General features: G+C 45.6%; 13 protein-coding genes. 9 read left to right on the top strand and 4 right to left on the bottom strand.

The window, feature by feature from the left end; translation table 11 throughout:
- Positions 1 to 18 precede the first annotated feature (18 nt).
- A complete protein-coding gene (locus tag OEM52_01350) occupies positions 19 to 1,122 on the top strand; it encodes a M48 family metallopeptidase (GenBank protein ID MDK9698784.1) in 1,104 nt (367 codons plus the stop codon).
- Between the two features lie 124 nt (positions 1,123 to 1,246).
- Here the strand turns inward: OEM52_01350 and OEM52_01355 are convergent, their stop codons facing one another.
- The gene (locus OEM52_01355) at positions 1,247 to 2,059 is read right to left on the bottom strand and encodes a YjbH domain-containing protein (protein MDK9698785.1); all 813 of its coding nucleotides are present in this window, start codon (positions 2,057 to 2,059) and stop codon (positions 1,247 to 1,249) included.
- A 367-nt stretch (positions 2,060 to 2,426) separates the two neighbouring features.
- Between OEM52_01355 and OEM52_01360 the strand changes: the two genes are divergently transcribed.
- The 6 genes from OEM52_01360 to OEM52_01385 all read left to right on the top strand — a co-directional run bounded on the left by OEM52_01360 (position 2,427) and on the right by OEM52_01385 (position 8,240).
- Positions 2,427 to 3,143, top strand: coding sequence for a DUF4159 domain-containing protein (locus OEM52_01360; GenBank protein ID MDK9698786.1), 717 nt, complete (start codon positions 2,427 to 2,429; stop codon positions 3,141 to 3,143).
- Between the two features lie 258 nt (positions 3,144 to 3,401).
- On the top strand, positions 3,402 to 3,812 hold the full coding sequence (locus tag OEM52_01365; GenBank protein ID MDK9698787.1) for a transposase: 411 nt from the start codon (positions 3,402 to 3,404) through the stop codon (positions 3,810 to 3,812).
- A gap of 115 nt (positions 3,813 to 3,927) precedes the next feature.
- A complete protein-coding gene (locus OEM52_01370) occupies positions 3,928 to 4,926 on the top strand; it encodes a hypothetical protein (protein MDK9698788.1) in 999 nt (332 codons plus the stop codon).
- 17 nt (positions 4,927 to 4,943) lie between these two features.
- The gene (locus OEM52_01375) at positions 4,944 to 5,966 is read left to right on the top strand and encodes an aldo/keto reductase (GenBank protein ID MDK9698789.1); all 1,023 of its coding nucleotides are present in this window, start codon (positions 4,944 to 4,946) and stop codon (positions 5,964 to 5,966) included.
- A 208-nt stretch (positions 5,967 to 6,174) separates the two neighbouring features.
- Entirely contained in the window at positions 6,175 to 6,942 is a 768-nt protein-coding gene (locus tag OEM52_01380; protein ID MDK9698790.1) for an SDR family oxidoreductase, read from the top strand.
- A 233-nt stretch (positions 6,943 to 7,175) separates the two neighbouring features.
- Positions 7,176 to 8,240, top strand: coding sequence for a hypothetical protein (locus OEM52_01385; GenBank protein ID MDK9698791.1), 1,065 nt, complete (start codon positions 7,176 to 7,178; stop codon positions 8,238 to 8,240).
- A gap of 723 nt (positions 8,241 to 8,963) precedes the next feature.
- Here OEM52_01385 and OEM52_01390 read toward each other — a convergent pair.
- Entirely contained in the window at positions 8,964 to 11,345 is a 2,382-nt protein-coding gene (locus tag OEM52_01390) for a T9SS type A sorting domain-containing protein (protein ID MDK9698792.1), read from the bottom strand.
- 15 nt (positions 11,346 to 11,360) lie between these two features.
- Positions 11,361 to 17,267, bottom strand: a complete 5,907-nt coding sequence (locus tag OEM52_01395) for a T9SS type A sorting domain-containing protein (protein ID MDK9698793.1) — start codon at positions 17,265 to 17,267, stop codon at positions 11,361 to 11,363.
- 666 nt (positions 17,268 to 17,933) lie between these two features.
- On the opposite strand from OEM52_01395, the gene OEM52_01400 reads away from it, so the two are divergent.
- Positions 17,934 to 18,098, top strand: coding sequence for a hypothetical protein (locus OEM52_01400; protein MDK9698794.1), 165 nt, complete (start codon positions 17,934 to 17,936; stop codon positions 18,096 to 18,098).
- Between the two features lie 234 nt (positions 18,099 to 18,332).
- Positions 18,333 to 18,992: a hypothetical protein gene (locus tag OEM52_01405; GenBank protein ID MDK9698795.1), complete on the top strand. Its 660-nt coding sequence runs from the start codon at positions 18,333 to 18,335 to the stop codon at positions 18,990 to 18,992.
- 60 nt (positions 18,993 to 19,052) lie between these two features.
- Here OEM52_01405 and OEM52_01410 read toward each other — a convergent pair.
- Positions 19,053 to 19,455 (bottom strand): DNA adenine methylase (locus OEM52_01410; protein MDK9698796.1); only part of this gene is annotated, 403 nt, incomplete at its 5' end.

Raw genomic sequence — 19,455 nt, forward strand, 5'->3', positions numbered from 1 at the left:
CCCCCATTTTCAAAAAAAATGCCTTACTTGCAACTGCTGTTTCTATCACTGATAGCTATTGTAACACTTGTTAAGCCTGCGCTTCCGAGTGACAAGCAAACCTCTGACAATAAGCATTCAGTTGAGTACGCTCTAACCCCCGACAGTTTAATGAAAATTGTATCAAGACAACTAGGGGATACAATTTATTGGAAACTAGCTGACTATAATGGGTATAAAGCAGACACACTCAAAGAAGTGATAAATCAGTTATCGTCTCGAGGCTACTTAAAAAACACTGAAATCTTTGTTCTTAAGAGCAAGTCCTGGAACGCATTTGCTAGTGCTGGTTTGTCAGAACCTGATTTGATTTGTCTTTATACTAACTTGATAGAAGATGTACAAACAAAAGATGAGTTAGCCACCGTTCTTTCTCATGAAATATCTCACAACAACCGTAAACACGGTTCTGCAAAAGCGAGAGCATTTGGGCTGTCAATCTTGATTAGTGCATTAGCCTTAAAAAATGCACCAATGGAACAGCACAAAGCCTTTATCAATTTAATGAATAATGGTTATACCCGTGATCAAGAAATGACAGCAGATGCTGATGCAGTTGTGATTCTTACCAAAACCGGTTACAATCCTAACAGTGCATTTGAGCTTTGGGAAAGAGTAAGCAAGAAAGACTCTGTTGATATTGGACGATCATTCATGGATCACCCTCCTAGTCGTGACCGGGCAGATTCTCTTAGAGCTTTTGTCAATAGATACGTAGTAAAAAAAAAAGATGTCTATCGTATTGACTCTTCCTATTTTCATCGAGACACCTCATTCACAATACAGCAACGCTACACGAATGGGTGTGGTGCTGCAGGAGCGGCATTTGCATTCAACCTTTTTTTTGAAGCATCGAAGTACGACTTCGACGTTTCAAAGTTGAAGTGGAAGAAAATGGAAAAGACTTCTTACCGTTGGCTTTTAGCAGGATTCTCGTTCGGATTCATACTTCCTTCTGACTTTTCGTATACATCAAGTGACAAACCAAGAGCGAAGACAAAAAAACAATCGTCGATTTCGATTACACCTGTTGTTGAACCTTTCAGCGATGCATTTAAGCTAAACTTTAGAGTAACATTTTAGTGTTATTTAATAATTTGATAAAATAATTACACGAGGCTAACTGCTTTTTTAATATAGAAAATCAAAATTTAACCGGCAAACTCGTTTAGAATTTGCCGGTTAAATTACTCCATCAAAGCAAAAACTACCACTTGATATCTTCGGCATAACTAATCGTGAAGGCACGGTCGGCGCCGCCCGGATTATTTACCCGGTTCCCCATCAAATCCTTGAATTCGAATTGGAGATAGATTTTCCCGATTGCCCACCGGACGCCGCCATTCAGATATCCGCGACCGCGACCGAGCGATAAGTAATTGCCATTGACTTTTTTGAAGTCGTCCTGCGCGGCATTGTATTCCATGAGCAACACCAATTCCTCGTTCAGCGAAACGTCACAGCCGAGCGAGCCGCTCATCCCGCGGTCGTCTTCGGTCTCGGTGCTATTCCAATTGACCATCGCATGGAGTCCGAGGTTCTTATCGCCACCGAACCCAAAATTCTTCGAGGCAACGATAAAAAGACCGGGCGACTTGTACTCGAATCGGTTCAAGGAATCGCTCCAGCGTCCAGCACCTTGGTTGTCGTATCCGCCGACAATCGCCGGGAACGCTTCAGTTTCTTCCCACAATCGATACTTCACGAGCACGCCCGGCTGCTTATTCCCTTCGACATTGCCACGTCCGACAACATTGGTGCCGCCATAGGAGAGACCCATCATAAAGCGGCGGAACAAGCCGATCCCCATTTGCAACTGAATGCCCCCTTCGGGATAAATCCGAAGGTCGGAATTGAATTCGGAGCGGTGATTGATACCGGCAGTCGGCATATCGATTACCCGGAGCGGTTCGCGTTGTGCAGCTTCCGGGGCTTGGGCAAAGGTGATGCCGGTGATTCCCAGTACGAGCAAACTGAGTAGAATTTGGATCGAATGGTGACGTAACGTAGTGGTAATCATGCTTCCTCCGCAGTGGGCTTCATTTTCGGAAAGCTACGGATTTCCAGAGAGCGTAGCAAGTGTTTCCAATGGATTTTCATCAGAAAAAGAAAACGGGAGAGTAATATTGTTCGTACACTGCTTGTACGACAGCCGTTGCATCTGTTAGATTAACCGCGTGCAGCCGGATGCGCTCGCAATGAATGCCGATCAAAAACATCAGCCGCTTCGTCTCGTATTATTGGATGAGTCGAAACGGAAATTGGTTGCACAAGTTCTGCGCGGAAGGGCACGTTACACCCAATTCGCAGATTAACTTTATCTCACAGCATAAACCCGTTAGAATGATTACGCGTAGCGTTGGTTCAAAATCACTATGTTAAGAAATATGAATAAGCTCCGTCGATGGTTGCCGGTCGGAGGCGCAGTAACTCTGCTCTTAACGCAGATGTGGCTTTGTTATGCCCAAGTGCCACGCCCGACACCCAAGCAAATCGAAGCGCAGCCCGGCGAGTTCGTCATCGCTCAACTCAAGTACAGTGGTGGCGGTGACTGGTATGCCAATCCCTCCGCATTACCGAATCTACTCGCCTTTGCAAAATCCAAGGCGAATCTCGCCTGTGCCGAGCGGGCAGCGACCGTGATGCTCGATTCGCCGGATTTATGGCGGTACCGCTATCTCTACATCACCGGACACGGCAACATCGCGCTTACTACCGAAGAGGCGCGCAATCTGCGGGACTGGCTCGAAGCGGGGGGCTTTCTCCATGCCGACGATAATTACGGTTTGGATGGTTCGTTTCGCCGGGAAATGAAAAAGGTCTTTCCCGAACAGGACCTGAAAGAGGTTCCCGCCGATCACCCGATCTATCAGAAACCGTTCCGGTTTGCCGACGGCAGACCACCGAAAATCCACGAACACGATGGCAAACCGGCTCAGGGATTTGGCTGGTGGATCGATGGTCGGTTGGCTGTGTATTACACCTATCAATGCGACCTTGGCGACGGGTGGGAAGACCCTGACGTCCACCACGATCCGGAACCGGTGCGGCAGGCGGCATTGCAGATGGGTACCAATTTGTTGGTATATGCGTTAACGAATTGAATTTTCACAGCATTGGTGGTAGCCGCAGGCTTTAGCCTGCGTTACGGGTAGTTGTAAGTATTAACAAACGCATTGGTAGCCGCAGGCTTTAGCCTGCGTTCATTGATATTCTCGGATGGTAAAACGCGGGCTAAAGCCCGCGGCTACCAAGAAAATCTTATACAGGTTTGGCAGATGGTGATAGAGAAAAGGCATCGACTCCATCGAGAATACTACACTGGCTACAAAATGATGTCCGTGACAATTTGTTGCCATGGAATGTTAAGCCAGTATTACAATCACGAGACTATTGGGACACTTATTCTTTTTCTATCGGAAGCATCTCTAAAACAAAATTGTATCGTACCGGTATACTGCTTTATGCCTGATCATTTACACTTTATGTTGGCTGGACAACAAGAGCAATCAGACCTTAAGAAGGCTGTCATTAACTTTAAACAAAAATCCGGTTATTGGTTCTCACAGAATGCTAAAGAGGTTCAGCTGCAAAAAGGATTTTACGACCACCTTCACTGGAAAGATCACAGTATTACAAACCACATCCGGTACATTTTAGAAAATCCGGTGCGAAAAGAAATTGTGAGTGAGTGGAATCAGTATCCTTACTCTGGATCGATTGGAGTTGATCTGTTCGATGTACTTGGCGGAAAACCAATTAACAAAACGTGACACCGTTCGGTAGCCGCAGGCTTTAGCCTGCGTTCATTGATATTCTCGGATGGTAAAACGCGGGCTAAAGCCCGCGGCTACCAGCACTACCGAAGAGGAATGTAAAGGAAACGTAATGATCAAATCTTTAGAAGCACTCTTACGCGACAGTATCGATTATGCTGGACTTTTTCCACCGGCGAAATTGCCGTTTCCAGAGGCGTTTGCAAACTACTTGCAATATCGCGCCACGAATGACTCGTGGTTGCTCGCGCGGTTCATTCTGCCATTAAAATTGTTCGCACCGTTTTGCGACACGATGTCGCGCGATCCGCAACACCACCACCCGGTTCGTGTTACAACCATCGGCGGCGAAGCAAGTGGCGAGGTTACCTCGGTCGATGAACTCGCAAAAGAATTGAGCTACTTACCAATGCTGAGCGAATCGCATCCGCACGATTTACATATCGAATCCTACGAAGCGAAATTGTCACAGGAAATCGCAAGCGAAATCGTTCATTTCCATCGGGTACATCCCCTGTTATCCTCGCCATCGACGATGGGCGAGCGAATGGTGAGTGTCTTGTTGGCGCAACCGGAACCGTTGCGGGTCTTCTTTGAGTTTCCCATCGACAGCGGTACGATTACCTATAGTCAGATCGATGTATTTGTGAAAGAGTTGGCGGCGATGCAACAATTTCTCATCCAATCCGGGAAAGACATTCGCGTCGGTATCAAAATTCGATGTGGCGGGAAAACGCCGCCCACTGCCTTCAACATTGCTTCGGTGATAAAGCTCGTTGCCAATTCGCCAACACCGGTGCTATTTAAGGCAACGCAAGGGCTGCACCATCCGTTCTACAATGCGCAACGCGAGGAACCCCACGGTTTTATCAATCTGTTTGCCGCAACGGTTCTCACTGCCACGCACCACATCGATTCGGAGAAAAAAATTGCGGAAATGCTAACCGATAGCGACCATAGCAAGTTCACATTCGCTTGGGAAAGTATGCGTTGGGGCGAGTACTCGGTAACCTTACAACAAATCGAACAAGCGCGGAAAATGTTTCAGTCAATCGGCAGTTGCAGTTACGACGAACCGCGGGAAGACCTCCGCGCTATCGGGTTATTATAACAAAAAGGAAAGACATCGTGAAGCACACTTTACTGGGAAGCAGCGGAATGCGCGTTTCCGAATTATGTCTCGGAACAATGACCTTTGGCGAAGAGTGGGGATGGGGTTCCTCCTACGAAGAGAGCAAACGAGTATTCGACACCTTTGCGAATGCCGGTGGTAACTTTATCGACACGGCAAACCGCTACACCGAGGGAACCAGCGAAAAGTATTGCGGCGATTTCATTCGCAGCGACCGTGAGCGGTTCGTCCTCGCCACCAAGTATTCACTCAGTTCCAAACCGGGTGATCCCAACAGCGGCGGCAATCACCGGAAGAATATGATGCAGTCGGTTGAAGCGAGTTTGAAACGTTTAAACACCGACTATATCGATCTCTATTGGCTTCATGCGTGGGATTTCACAACGCCGGTCGGTGAAGTGATGCGCGGACTTGATGATTTAGTCCGGTCGGGAAAAGTGCTCTACATCGGCATTTCGGACACCCCGGCGTGGATTGTATCACAGGCGAATACGATTGCGACGCTTCGCGGCTGGGCGCCGTTCATCGCACTGCAGATTCAATATAGCTTGGCGGAGCGGACACCGGAACGCGACCTCTTGCCGATGGCAAAAGCATTCGGGATGACGGTAACACCGTGGGGTATTCTCGGATCGGGTTTGTTAACCGGGAAGTACAACAAGCAAACGAAAGAAATGTCACGCTTGCACGTTACGATGTCGCCGACCCGAACCGATACAAAGAAATTGCAGATTGCCGATGTCATCGCCGAAGTTGCTCACGAAATTGGTTGTACTGCATCACAGGTGGCGATAGCGTGGCTGCGGCAACAATCCGGCAATATGATTCCCATTCTTGGCGCTCGAACGGAAGCGCAACTGCTCGACAATCTCGGTGCGCTATCAATTACCCTCAATTCCGAACAGATGAAACGGCTCGATGAGGAAACGAAAGTCGAATTGGGTTTCCCGCACGACTTTTTGAATTCGGAGCTTGTTCGTAACATGGTCACTGCCGGTTGCCCATTACCGCGACGCTAAGCTATTGTTTGTAAACCACGTGAATAGGCGCTCTCACTGAGCGCCTGTTCTATTTGTCTTCGCGAGGAATGAAGCATGTAACCTTGTACATGCGCAGTGACGTGGCGATCTCTTCCTTTTAATGCAACTGGACATCAATGCAATTTTCAAGGTACGCCCGCTATCTTATATTGAAGCAAAACAATAAAAGAAAATCTTGGGAGGTAGCATGCCAGCGGTGGCAGGAAAAAACGTTTTCATAACCGGCGCATCTGCCGGGATCGGTGAAGCGTGTGCCCGGGTATTTGCCCGCGAAGGCGCTCGGTTGTTGTTAACTGCGCGCCGTAACGAGCGGTTGGCGAAACTGGCGGCGGAACTGAAATTTGATGGCGTCGACGTTCATTGGTTCGAGCTGGACGTTCGTAAGCAGAAAGCCGTACAAGCCGCCATCGACGGATTACCCGAAGCATGGCGCAATATCGATATTCTGATCAATAACGCCGGGCTGTCGCGGGGACTCGATAAACTACAGGATGGGAAACTCGACGATTGGGAAGAGATGATCGATACCAACGTCAAAGGGTTGTTGTATGTTTCGCGCGCCGTGCTCCCCGGGATGGTCGAACGGAAAAGCGGACATGTCATTAACATCGGCAGTATCGCCGGGTACGAAGTCTACCCGATGGGAAATGTCTACTGTGCGACGAAACATGCTGTCCGCGCTCTGAACAAGGGAATGCGAATCGATACACTCGGTACGGGGGTTCGCGTCACCAGTATCGATCCCGGATTAGTCGAAACGGAATTTTCCTATGTCCGGTTCCGGGGCGACGATAAACGGGCGAAAACCGCCTATACCGGCATCCAGCCATTGGTTGGGGAAGATGTTGCAGAAACCGTTTTATTTGCCGCTACCCGCCCTCCCCACGTCAATATCAACGCATTGGTCGTCATGCCGACCGCGCAAGCCGGGGTCGCCCACATTTTTCGGGAGTAACAATTTCATGCTGGGGAAAGGTGTAGGGTGTAAGGTGTAAGGTGATGGGTTATAGTGTTGGGGTAGGGGCGGACTCCCACGTCCGCCCGTAGTTGGAGGTTAGGCAATCCTGCCTGACTTGGGTGGTTACGGGTTTCCAAGCCCGTTTTAAAACGGGTCGATTTGAAATCGACCCGGTGCGGCAAACGCCGCATAAAAGGGAGGTTAGTGTCCCTTGCTGGTAAGGAGATGTCATGTATCGAAAAGTTATGCTCTTCGTTGTTGGTCTTGCGTTTTTACTACCACACCTTTTGTTCATTTCCGATGTGTACGCGAAACCTAGATCACAATTGTATGGGTTGTCGTGTAGTACATATATCGAATCGCGAAAAGCGGGAGTACCATTTCAAATCGTTGTCGAAGCATATCTCCCTTGCCAAGCAAATAAAGCTTCGCTTGATGTTCATCTTCCTGCCGGGGTCGAATTGATCAGTGGAAATTTACATTGGAAAGGTGTTATCACATCAGAGGGCAATTGTGAGCATCGTGAATCGCTGCTTCTTCAGATCAACAATCCTGGTATCTATCGAATCAATTATTATTTCAACGCATCCGGATTACAGTCTGATTACTACACATACGAAGACCCTATAAATCTGCGAGGAGTCGAGTATTTTTATGTTGACAAGGACACAATCGTTTTAGAACCCAATCGAGAAATGATCGAGCAGAAAATCCGCGACTCGCTTTATCTACCCAGAGAACAAATCGACGCAAGGCGACACGCCAAATCCGAGCGGGAGCATTGGGAACAGGAAGCCGAAAGAAAGAAGAATCTCAGTAAAACTAGATTTAATACAGAAACACATGGAGATATGAAGATTCCGGTTTCTGCTATGTGCGCCGATTTGGCTACAATCAGTTTTCCAACAACCTCATATCTAACGCTACCTGAAATCTTTCCCGATTCGAATCTATATGTTCGACAACTCCGACAAACGTTCGAACAATTAAGCAATGATGAGATTCAGCGTTTGAAGAAAAATCCCACCCTGCGTCCGATCCCTCCTGACTTACATATTCTCGACAATTTAATAAGAAACAATTCGAAGTATTCCAGATTGAAGCATGTGTCACCTGACAATATATCGGAAATCGCATTACTTCTCCACCAACAATTCATGCAACTTGCGGTAATCGACCGAAAACTCGCTTCAACTTCCGACTCGGTAGAGTATGTTCGGCTTTATCAAGAACGCGAAAAGTTGTTGTTAGAGCAACATCGTGTCATGGAACATACAATTTCGAAATCTAAGTAATCCCCTGTTGATCTTTTTGTATGACAGGGTATCTCATGAAGACGAAACAGAGTCATTCGGTGTGTGTGTAACCCAGCGTATTCCGTCCGCCGGGTTCGATTTGGCCGGGGGGCTGCCGGCAGCCCTACGGGTGGTTACGGGCTTCCAATCCCGTTTTTTTTCGGACGGTTCCCAAATCTCCCTGACACAACAGGTGACAATGCTTCCGTCATCGATGCAAACGGTAACGAAGTACTGAAACAATCTTATGACAAGGACCGTGAACGCTACGACAGTCTAATATCAGGTGCCGACGACGGTCGTTAGTAAACCATTCACAACCGGTGATACTATACTGATCACCAACACCAAAACGTCAACCCGTATCGCAACAGTGATACGGGTTGTTTTTTACCCTTTAGCAATCCAATTCTTTCCGTTTGTCATAACCTGGTTTGTTATTCTTAAGGGATTGGTTTCGGCTATTAAGAGGTCACCCAGTGAGCAAAAGTGTGGCATAGACAATGGTACATAAAATGGGGGCTTGATCAATATCACATTACGTTTCTGAAATGAGATAAATTCGTCTCATTGGTTTGCGCCTCAATGCACACATGCGTCATTATTTCTGAGCAATGCAATTAGTGCATTAAAAATCGTAGATACAAAGAAAACTCACAAAAGATTAGCTCTTTCAGATATATAAAACAGAGAATCCATGCTTTGTCAAGCAATAAAGAAGAGTCATCTCAGCAGAACAACTTTTTTGACCGCTTCAAAATCGCCGCTGCGCAGTTTCAGAAAGTAGACACCGGAGCTGACAAAATCTCCTTTGTTTGATTTTCCATTCCAGTTTGTTAGATAGGTTCCTGCTGGGTAGGGACCGATTTGCTTATTAAAGACTTCGCGTCCTAGGATATCGATGATACACAACTCAGCAATGCCTCGCATCGGGAGAGTATAGGGGAGGATTACCGTTTGGTTAAATGGATTGGGAAAGGGATCGCCAAGCTGGAAAGAAACTGGAAGCGCTGAAGATTCATCGACAATCGAAGAATAAGGTGGAATCGAATATTTACTGAAACAATCTGCTAATGAACCTAAAGACATTATAGATAATAGTATACCTGACGAGTTTTCAACAGCAAATAAGTTTAGCGAGTGTGTTGGGGCAATGATTAATCCACGATACTCAAATCGCTCGGGTAGCATTTCAAAAACGAAAACTCTACTGCGCCATCCTACTGTCATTGTTGCTTCATTAATATCGATGTAAATGTGTCCGCCGGGCTGCTGGGGTCCCAATTGTTCAAGCAGCGGCGTTAAAGTTCGATAGAAGTAAGGGGTTCCATCGGCGCGAATTCCAAACAACGAGTGGTCGTACAAAGCGAGAGTATCCAGATCAGTACAAAAATCAAAATATGCATTTTCATAGGCATGAGTTGGTGTCGTCAGTTGTTCGACAAACTGCCACCTCCCGTCGACTTTTCGATACCAGTCCAGTTTATTGCCTTCAAGCCTTCCAAAAACCAATGAATTATCTCGCCAGACGATTGGTTGCTTTAACGAATACATGTATGCATAGTTGTTATCGTAGACCAAGGAAGTATCCCATATTGCGGAATCGCCAATAATCGTGTAGAGGTCACAACGATTCGCGAGATTACTCCGACAAATAAGATTGCTTCCTCTAAAATAAAATGGCATCGGTCGTTGCGAACGTCCGGGTTGAAAGCGTAATGTATCGAACTGCCAGGAATTCCCATTTCGCGTACCGATCCGGATGTAATTGGAGTCTCCGGGAACCCCGCAGGAAAAGAGTCGATTTCCATCGATGGCCCGTACACGAGGTGGTATCTTGACAAAATCCCACCGGTTCGTAATCGGGTTTCGTTCGATGAACATTCCCGAATCAGAACTAGATAGACCATAAATTGTTTTTAATATCACTCGATTTTGCTCGCGCTCCACAAGTTGAAGGGTTGAGCTACTCAACCCTTCACTGGGTAGAACCGAAAGACTGTTCGGTTGGTTATGGAACCAGAGCGTATCCAAGACGACCCGGTCGTTGCGAACGACTTTCTGCAAACCGATGATTTGTCCACTTCTGTTATCCCAAATCCAACCATACCTTGTCCGAATGCTTTGAAAAGGTCCGGGATTCGAAAAGTCTAAGCCATATTCGGTAAAAGTATAGAGCGGCAAGGAATCAATCACGATCGGTGCAGTTACACTCGGCGACAGGCGAAAGAGAAAAGCGCTCGTCTGCACTGCTCCGCTGCCTGGATACCAACCTCCCCAACCCAAATACACACTGTCGGAAATCTCCTGTTCTAACCAAAACAAGGTTTTGGGTAGGGTATCGATACGGATAGCGGCTGGTTGCGCAGGATTAGACAATGACCAGCTTTGCCAAAGGTTCGCTTTAATTGTCACTAACGTATCGTTAAAAATTCGGGGAAAACCACTCGTAAGGCACGTATCTTGAAACACTCGTTGCGGCGGCGAAGCAGCAAGATCCCAAACAACCAGTTGATTTCTGGCGAACTTCGTTCCATAGGCGTATCTTCCGAGATAGCACCATTCACAAACACCGCTATCGACGGCGACTTGGTTTAATATGCCTAATGTGTCCAGGGAAAGAATGTATTGCGAATAAAGTACCCGGTCGCCTACAATGACGGGGGCATAATATGGACCGTATCCAAACCCATTATTCCCCAAGTAGTTACTATTGAAACTGATGGAATTAATAGTAGGCAACACCAATCCCGAACGTAGCGCGCCGTCATAAATGGGAGGATTATCGCCGTTCCAGTCAAATTTGGAATTCGGCCAACCGTTATAGATCCGGTTTCCGATGCGCAGCGGGATTCCCGAAGAGTAAGGAGGAATGGAAATGTGAAACAACTGTTCAAAGGAGTCGGGTGCCGCGACACGGAAAGCGATAAGCCCACCTCGGGTCGAAATCAGTACTGTATCGCGAAACGAAATCCCCGACTGCATGGAACTGAATGTGTGATGAAGAAGCGTATCCCCTTGCCAATCGAAGTCGTCGCCCCAGCGCGGAGCGGCAGTTGCCGCTCCACAAAGCAGAAATACGAGGACAATAAACGAACGATTCATAACCAATTCCACTTTCTATTTAAGCAGAATAACTTTTTTGACCGCTTCAAAATCGCCGCTGCGCAGTTTCAGAAAGTAGACGCCGGAGCTGACAGGAATCTGCGACGCATTCGTTCCGTTCCAACTCGCTAAATATTTGCCTGCTTGCAGATTACCCATCGTTCGATGAAACACCTCTCTCCCTAAACCATCGAAGATAATGTACTGAGTAACTCCAGCAGAAGGAAGCGTAAAGTGAAACTGCAAAACAGAATTGAATGGGTTAGGGTAGGGATTTCGGAGTTCAAATTGCAAAGGTAGCGCTACTTGCGTAGTTTGTCGGTTTCGAACTCGGTGAGTGACGAGTAAATCCTCCAACTCTTCAACCTTCCGAAGATTCGCAACAATGGCTTGATCGCGGAACGCGTCGCCGCGCTTGTTTTCCGGACCCATCACCGGGTCTAATTCGAGCATCGCAATCACTGCAGCAACCGAATCCTCAAAACAGAGGGGAAAAAGCTGGAACTGCTGATAAGTTGCGTATGCTTCTTCCGGTTTATCGTGTAATAGTTCCAATAATGGCTTGTAATTTCGAACCACCGGAAACATATCCGTTCCTTCAAAGCGTGCCTGTAGGCTATCCCATAGTGTATAGTTTTGCGTGTAAGTCCAACCCCGACGTTCATTTACACCAAACAGTAATGGAACGGCATGCGCCCGCTGCGACCAAAGCAATGTTTCGTCGTTGATCATGTTCGACAACCGGGAAGCAGCAGTGGCATAATCTCCCGTTGCGACATCTTGAAACATATCCATCGCTGAGTCGGCTCGTGGGTAGTCGATTGGCGCTCGAGTCAATCGGTTCCGATATAATTCATTCGGTGGAATCAATGCAATAAGATTAGTTCCATCATGTCCAGAAAATCTCGAACTGATGTCCTCATTCGTTCCCCACCAAACCCCGGTGAACTTGTATGCATCAGGGATGTTTTCACCATCGCACGGGTTTCGAATAACGTATTGATCTCGATATTCATTTTGGGGTCTCTCGACTGGATCGGTATAGTAGATGCTATTCCAAGCAATCGTTGGTGCTGGTGTATTTCCTTCCTCAGCGACAAAGTGATAATACTGTGCTGGCTGCAAAGATGTTAGAGGATCGTTTGTAGTACGTACGTTATCGAATATCCTGCTGCCCCGATAACCGGGGCGTCCGAAGAAGATTGGATTTGATGTCCAATAACTCAGAACGCCATTCGAGTAATTACTGTCGATATCGCATTCGGTAATGATAGGAAATGCATACTTCAGTAACATTCCATTCCCACGCAAGAGCGAATTGCTTGCGTTTTCACGTTCGGTCGATCCCGAGAATCGGCAGGAATCGATTCGATTTCGATTCCAGTCGTTTAACGGAATGGAAGACAACTTAAGCGCGTTTGCATGCGTCATTCCAATCACGGTATCCCGCTCAAGCTTGAAGTTCGTGTTTATTAAATAAATCCCATTACAGGTATCATAGTCTATTACAGCCGATCGATTGTATCCGATTAACTTCGAGTGTTTCAAAATGAATGAGTTGCCATCGTTTAGAATCGGGTCTTTACCCAAGTTGCGAGCTACGATAAAATTGCTTGCTTGGGATAAAGAATGACGGTATTTTTTTATCAATGCTGAGTCAATGTTGACGTAGGTCGATGGCGCGTTGGGAGTAATGTCGCGTTCCGCGAATATCCCAAACGAATAAAAAACTCCTTTACTGAAGGGATACATCTCGAGTCCAGTAACCGTTAACCTGCGATGTTTGATGTACAGCGACTTTGGAGCCAAATTGCCGGTGGGACCTCCCATGCCATTGCCGACGCCAATGATACGTAAATTATGAAATGATACCGGGTTCGCCTCTTGATTGGAGTACCCGGTTAATTGCAGTCCGTAGATAGCCCCGTCGATCCACAGTTTTTCGAAACGGTTCTCACCAAAATTTCCCGTTGGTTCAACAACCATTCCATACCAGGTTTTCGTAGTAGTATCGCAAACAAAGTTTCCGCTCGGTGAACTCTCTACCCAACGACCGTATCGAAGTCTAAACCACATGCTGTCTAATGCGCCATTATCATAGTTTTGGAACTGCAATAGATTGTAGTCGGGTGAGTCGCCAACCTGCAATGAACCTTTTAAAATAAAACTGTCGGGATCGGTTTGGGTTTGCTGTGTTGCAATCCGCGACATGTTTGCAAACCAGATGTCTACTCCCGGTTCGACGTACAACACATCATTTTCGTCGACAACACACGTGGAAAAAGCTTGGTACTCCTCACCGACTAATGTGCCCGATAGGTGAATCCTGCCATCCTCTTCATTATTCGGGAATAATAAGTTCATGTGCTCTGCTCGCCAGTTTTTTGCTATTGGAAGTAATCGCCGATTGCCGCCAAATGCGCCGATGTTTATTCTCGTACCATTCGCATCTCTTAGATCGGGGTCTCCAGCGTTGAATGCAGCGGAAGGGAATATTAAATGGAATCGGTACATCAAAAAATGTCGGGGTGTCGGATTGAAGAGATGGGGGTTCCCGTTGATGTTAGTGCCTTGTTGAAAACCGTTTGTCAGTGTACTCCAGTCTTGGGTTGTATCTCGGTTACACCAAGCGATGTTGTATCGAACATTTGAATTTCCTGGCTGAACATCAAAACAGTGGTAAGGATTCCCAACATATACTGACACAATATTATCGTCGATTGTACCGTTTTCGGGAAAAGCAACACACTGAAAACCACCGCCGGTTCCTGTCTCATCATTTAGAACGGTGTTGTTCCTGATAATCGGTTCAAATGTTTGCGCAGTAGTAGTAATCGAAACCGCCATATTCTTGTTGTTGTAAAAAATGTTCTGAGCAAGTATGTGAGGGTACAAGGAGGAAGTAATTCCATTCCAAGACCCAAAGATTTCGTTAGCAAATATATATAAGGAATCGGGAATAATTTCCGAAACGATTCGAATATTTGCATCTGTGTTGGAAATCGGTTGCGCACCGTTGGCGTAGAATCGACAGGAATTTACTTCGACTTTTTCAACTCCTGTGGTTATCGAAACTCCACTTTCATTATTCAACAAGAAGGAAGCGGCGCGCAAATGGATTTTGTGGTGACGGTTTTGATTTTGACCATCGATCAGTAAACCGGAGCTGCCATTTTCTTCAAACACAGGACCAGCACCGATGACACGAGTAGTATCGGGAAGAAGTCTGACCTTCTGACCGCTGGCACCTGTGACTAAAGTTACTCCATACGCATTGGCGTCAATGGTTACACCATTGGAAATGTGCTTCGTAAAGTATCCACCTATGATTGAATCAAGGTGTACCACGCTTGATTCGCGAAAACCAAAATACTGGTATCTCGGTTGTGTGACATGCGGAAATTGGACTCCCGACAGATAGCAATTGGTAAGTTTTGCAAATCCGCCTGCTTCGTCGATCCATACACCTGCATGAGCAGCTTGAAGAGTGGCATTTGCATAGATCGAATCACCTTCTAAAACAATCGTCGTTCCACCAAAATTAGAGCGTGGATACCCGCGTCCACCGGTAGATTGCACAAGTATTCCGTTCGTACCATTGGCGTAGATTTTACAACCATCAAAACGCACCGTGTGCCAACCTAATGAATCTCGAGTTGTAGAAGATGTTGCCCTTTCGTCAAGCATAACTCCATTATCGCTATTGCTATGAATTGCACCGCTAGCACAGTAAAGAGTATTTCCTTTGCCCAGCATATAGATCCCATGATCATTGTTGTAGAATATCTCAGGAAATCCATAAAGAATAACTCTCGCTGGTGGGTTAGGAGGAAAACAAGGAATACTAGGTTCAGTTACCCAAAATTGTCCTTGGCTTGGAACAATGCTTATCCAATTGGAATCGGCATAGTCCGATTCCAAGCTTATACCGTTTCCGGTTAACGCTGAGTTGACAAACCTGTAACCTTCGTACTTTACACCACCGATGCTTTTCAGACGACAGTTCTTAAAACCGGAAATATTACTAGCGTCGGATTCGGTAAATCGGATACAACTATTCGTGTTGCGTGAAATGAAGAAACTCGATCCAGCATCATTCAGTAATGCAATTTGCACAGTGTCAATGATTGTTGATGATCCGGTACTTGGAGTAACTAAGATGCCAGAAGTAGCGTTACAATTGATAGAAGTTGATACGGTTCGACCATGATTATTCCCCACATAGTGAGATTCAATCAAAAGATCGTGGTTGTTATCGGTAATCTCTATTCCACAGCGATTGCTATCGATAGCACACCCAACAACTTCCAAACGACCCGGATTAAAGGGGAATCTGTCGTCAGTTAACACAGAGTCGTTTATTCGGATTCCCTTTCCCCGAATTGCAATACCTGCTAGTGCGTTATTCCCAATGCCAACGTCAAAAAACCTAATTTTATCAAGAGAGTGTCTACCAATTTCTACATCTTGTGGCGTTGAAATTCTCACGCCATGTCGCTCATCAGCTTGTGCCAATGGACGGTTCAAAAGGGGTAAGCCACTGAACTGATTAATACCGCAATTCTGGATAAATGTGGGAAAAACCCTTGATCGACTTAATGGATAAAATTGTGTTGCCCCTAATGCTAAGTCACGTTCAAAATCAAACACTGTTCCATCACCATGAAATTCTGACACATCATCCACTGAACATAAACGAATACCATTGTTGAACACAGAGTCTATGTAGCAGTTAGAAAAGTCAATGTGAAATGTTCCTCCTTCCAGAACAAATCCATTAGATTGTGAAGTAAGATTTTCCGTTCTCAATCGTCCAATATTTGTCAAACTGCTCTTAATCACACAAAACGAATCAGGTCCAAAGATTGTTCGACTGCTTTGATTGCGTGTTCGAAGTCGAATACCATCAAGTGCAGTATTTCGAATTGCAAGATCTTGTAATTTAATCATAACTCTTGTTTCATCGATTCGTATACCACACCCTGTAAGTGATGTAATCTCTTGAATCGTATGGTCGTTATGATGTATGTCGACATCGATATTACAAAGACTTCGAATACTTTTTATCCCGTTTCCACAGTTTTGAATTAGAGGTAACCCGGGATAGTTTCCTCTTATGATCAATTGATATTGATTCTGTCCAGTCCCTCGCGAAAGGTTTATCGCAGACCCTTGATCGTCTTCCAACTCACTGCCAGGGGAATACCCAAAGTTCTCAATGTGAATGTTCTCCGCTAATATACCAGTGGGATGAAAGTCGTCCGGACCGCTTAATCGGATTCCATCACTATTTTGTGTGTCATTTTCTTGCAAAGTGCCTTCGATACGCGTATTAGATATTCTGGAAACAGTATCTTCATTAAGAATAAATAATCCCTGATAAATGATACCTGTAATTGGAATGCGTCTAGCCCAACAATGATCCATAAGAAGTTGTGAACAGTTACCACTCACGATAAGCATCCCTTCGTCAGGATCTGATGAGCCGATTCGATCAAAGCTGCATCTAGTAAGTAAGGCTCGTCCGCGATGAGTTTGTGAAAAATCTCGTACTATTATCCTTCCCGCGGTTCCATTTTCAAGAGTAGGTCGAAAAAAAATGGAATCCTCCTCTTCACCATTTGCAGATAAGGTTACACCAATCAACTCTAAAATCGAACCAGGCGCCATAAATATCTGACATCCAGCATGAATTGTAAGACTGACTTCATCCTGAATCTGTTCATTTGCACAAATCGTCAGATGACCATTTAAAGTTACCGTTTCATCGCCTTGCCATTCGAGAGATAAATTAGTAATTGTTTGATCTCCGTATACAAGTTGAGCAAAACAATCAGTGACATACGAACTGAGTGACAAAAGCAACACAACTGTTAACCGACCGATAACGATTAATCGGGTAACTTTAATATTATGTTTCATCGAATACTCCTTTCGTTGTTGAACAAACATCTGTTCCATGGCTTGGCAGTGTTCAATTAGAGGTTCAAAGGTTGATGATGCTTTAAGTAAAAGAGTAATGAGCAAGTGTTCGCTTTAATGCGAACATAAAGTTTGGAAAGTTTCCGCAGGATTTCACATTAGAACTTAAGAAACAGTACCAAATCTTCAGGTTTAACACTGCTTATGACCCGTTAACAAAACAGAACCGTCTCATCAGTACCGTTAAGGTAAGAAGAGTTATTCAATCACGCAATGATTTGTGTCTATTTTTATAAATATTCATAAACTATTGTTATCGCGAACCTTGACAGTTCAATCGGGCAAACTAACGCTCCAATTCAGATCATCTTCACGGAAACTGGATTCAATTTATTTGATGCAACCACCTGGTCATTCTTGTTTAGAAATGTTTGCCGCGTTCTCCGCCCACCCCGGTCAGAATTATTTTTTCTGCAATGTTGACCATTTAACCCATGACGGCGATGACGACAGTGACGGCACTTTTGTCGTATTCATAATTTTCTTTCCGTTATCACAGCCCATTTATCAATGGGCTTTTTCTATTTATGCGAAGCTTCTGAAGCATCACTTATGCGAAGCTTGCTGAAGCATCGCCTACACCAACCCAACGAAAGGAATCAACCAATGAAACCAACAACCGAACTACAATCAACCCGAAAACTGCTGCTGGAAATGTTCACAACATCGCGCGGTCATAACCTAGTCGACAGCGGTTGCGCCTATGGCTATTCGTCAGACCACAACCAACGCTTGGGATTAGATCGGCAACCATTTCTACTGAAAAGGTAATGGGAAACCGGGTATCGCGGTAAACACGACAAAGGAGTTCACGTCGGTTTTTTAGTCAACACGTTAAAATACATTGAAGCATTTATTAGTGGCATCCACGAACCACTACAAACCGCTTGCGACAATAATTTTGTCGGGAAATCGTATCCCAAGGATAACCTATACTGTTACATCGATGGTGGCTTTTACAGCAAGGGTAAGTCGGTTTGCGACCGACATACAATTCGTCGCGAAGTGATTGAAGACCCGATTATAAAACAGGTAGCGCAAATCGTAGACAGTACAGTGATAGCTGATCGACTAGCTGCACGTATCGAAGCATTCCTGCAAGTTCAATCAAGCGATAACAGCGATCTTAAACGCTTAGAACGCCAGATTGCTGACAACCAGTTAAAGATTGATCGCTTATTCAATTTGGTCGTAGAAGCTGGCATCGACAACGACACAGCAATTCCCAAGATTAGGGAACTGGAAGCCGATAAGGTCCGTTTGATGAAATTACTGCAAAAAGAAGAACAGACTGCAACAAGGCAAGTTCAGATTCCCAGAGTTGCCAGGGAAGCCGTGGACTTTATGAAGGGGTTTCACAAATACTTCGCGAAGGCACCGATACAGGAACGAAAACAACTGATCCGACACTTCATTCAATCCATTCGTGTCAGACCAGAAGACCGACAGATTGATGCCATTTTAACGAAAATTCCGACGACCGATCCAACCTTCTTACAGGTGGTAAGGTCGTCGGAACAAGAACTTAGAAGCACTTCCGGCAGTGCAAAAAGTAGCGGGGGAGCCATCTTCTCTGCAGTCACACGCTTAGAGTACTATACGTCTATATCTTTACAAGAGTTACACAACTTTGATAAGCGTAGTACGGGTGTGTTTTTAGGGTAGCTTTTAGCATCTTATTCGACTTCTGTGACACTTGATCACTTCCATCTTCCCACATCAATTCTATCGCTTTCGTGGCACAATGATCAAATCCTCACCTTTGCGTGAAGACGTTTTACTGTTGATACGGCGACACGAATCGACTACGATTTGATCGAAGCCATGATACAAGTCCCGGATGAACCCCGTATTCGAGTTAGTCATCACGACTTTGCAACCAATCGACAAAAGACGTTCAAACTCAATTCTCAGATTGATTTGGTCTCTTACACCGAAACGGAACTGCGAGTACAGATAGTCGTCATTGTCAAGATCTTCGGGGTGATAAGGTGGATCCAAAAAAACAAAATCATCTCGTTCAGCATTTACATGCAGTACCCCATGATAATCTCCTGACAAGATTTGAATCCCCTGCAGTGACAAGTGAGCATTCAGTAGTGAACGTTCGTCGCAAATCACTGGATCT

This window comes from bacterium (genome assembly GCA_030247525.1).
Classification (GTDB): domain Bacteria; phylum Electryoneota; class JAOADG01; order JAOADG01; family JAOADG01; genus JAOTSC01.

Coding starts and splice junctions, on each gene's coding strand:
- OEM52_01350 (MDK9698784.1), top strand. CDS start 19: ATGCCTTACTTGCAACTGCTGTTTCTATCACTGATAGCTATTGTAACA.
- OEM52_01355 (MDK9698785.1), bottom strand. CDS start 2,059: ATGATTACCACTACGTTACGTCACCATTCGATCCAAATTCTACTCAGT.
- OEM52_01360 (MDK9698786.1), top strand. CDS start 2,427: ATGAATAAGCTCCGTCGATGGTTGCCGGTCGGAGGCGCAGTAACTCTG.
- OEM52_01365 (MDK9698787.1), top strand. CDS start 3,402: ATGTTAAGCCAGTATTACAATCACGAGACTATTGGGACACTTATTCTT.
- OEM52_01370 (MDK9698788.1), top strand. CDS start 3,928: ATGATCAAATCTTTAGAAGCACTCTTACGCGACAGTATCGATTATGCT.
- OEM52_01380 (MDK9698790.1), top strand. CDS start 6,175: ATGCCAGCGGTGGCAGGAAAAAACGTTTTCATAACCGGCGCATCTGCC.
- OEM52_01385 (MDK9698791.1), top strand. CDS start 7,176: ATGTATCGAAAAGTTATGCTCTTCGTTGTTGGTCTTGCGTTTTTACTA.
- OEM52_01390 (MDK9698792.1), bottom strand. CDS start 11,345: ATGAATCGTTCGTTTATTGTCCTCGTATTTCTGCTTTGTGGAGCGGCA.
- OEM52_01395 (MDK9698793.1), bottom strand. CDS start 17,267: ATGAAACATAATATTAAAGTTACCCGATTAATCGTTATCGGTCGGTTA.
- OEM52_01400 (MDK9698794.1), top strand. CDS start 17,934: ATGAAACCAACAACCGAACTACAATCAACCCGAAAACTGCTGCTGGAA.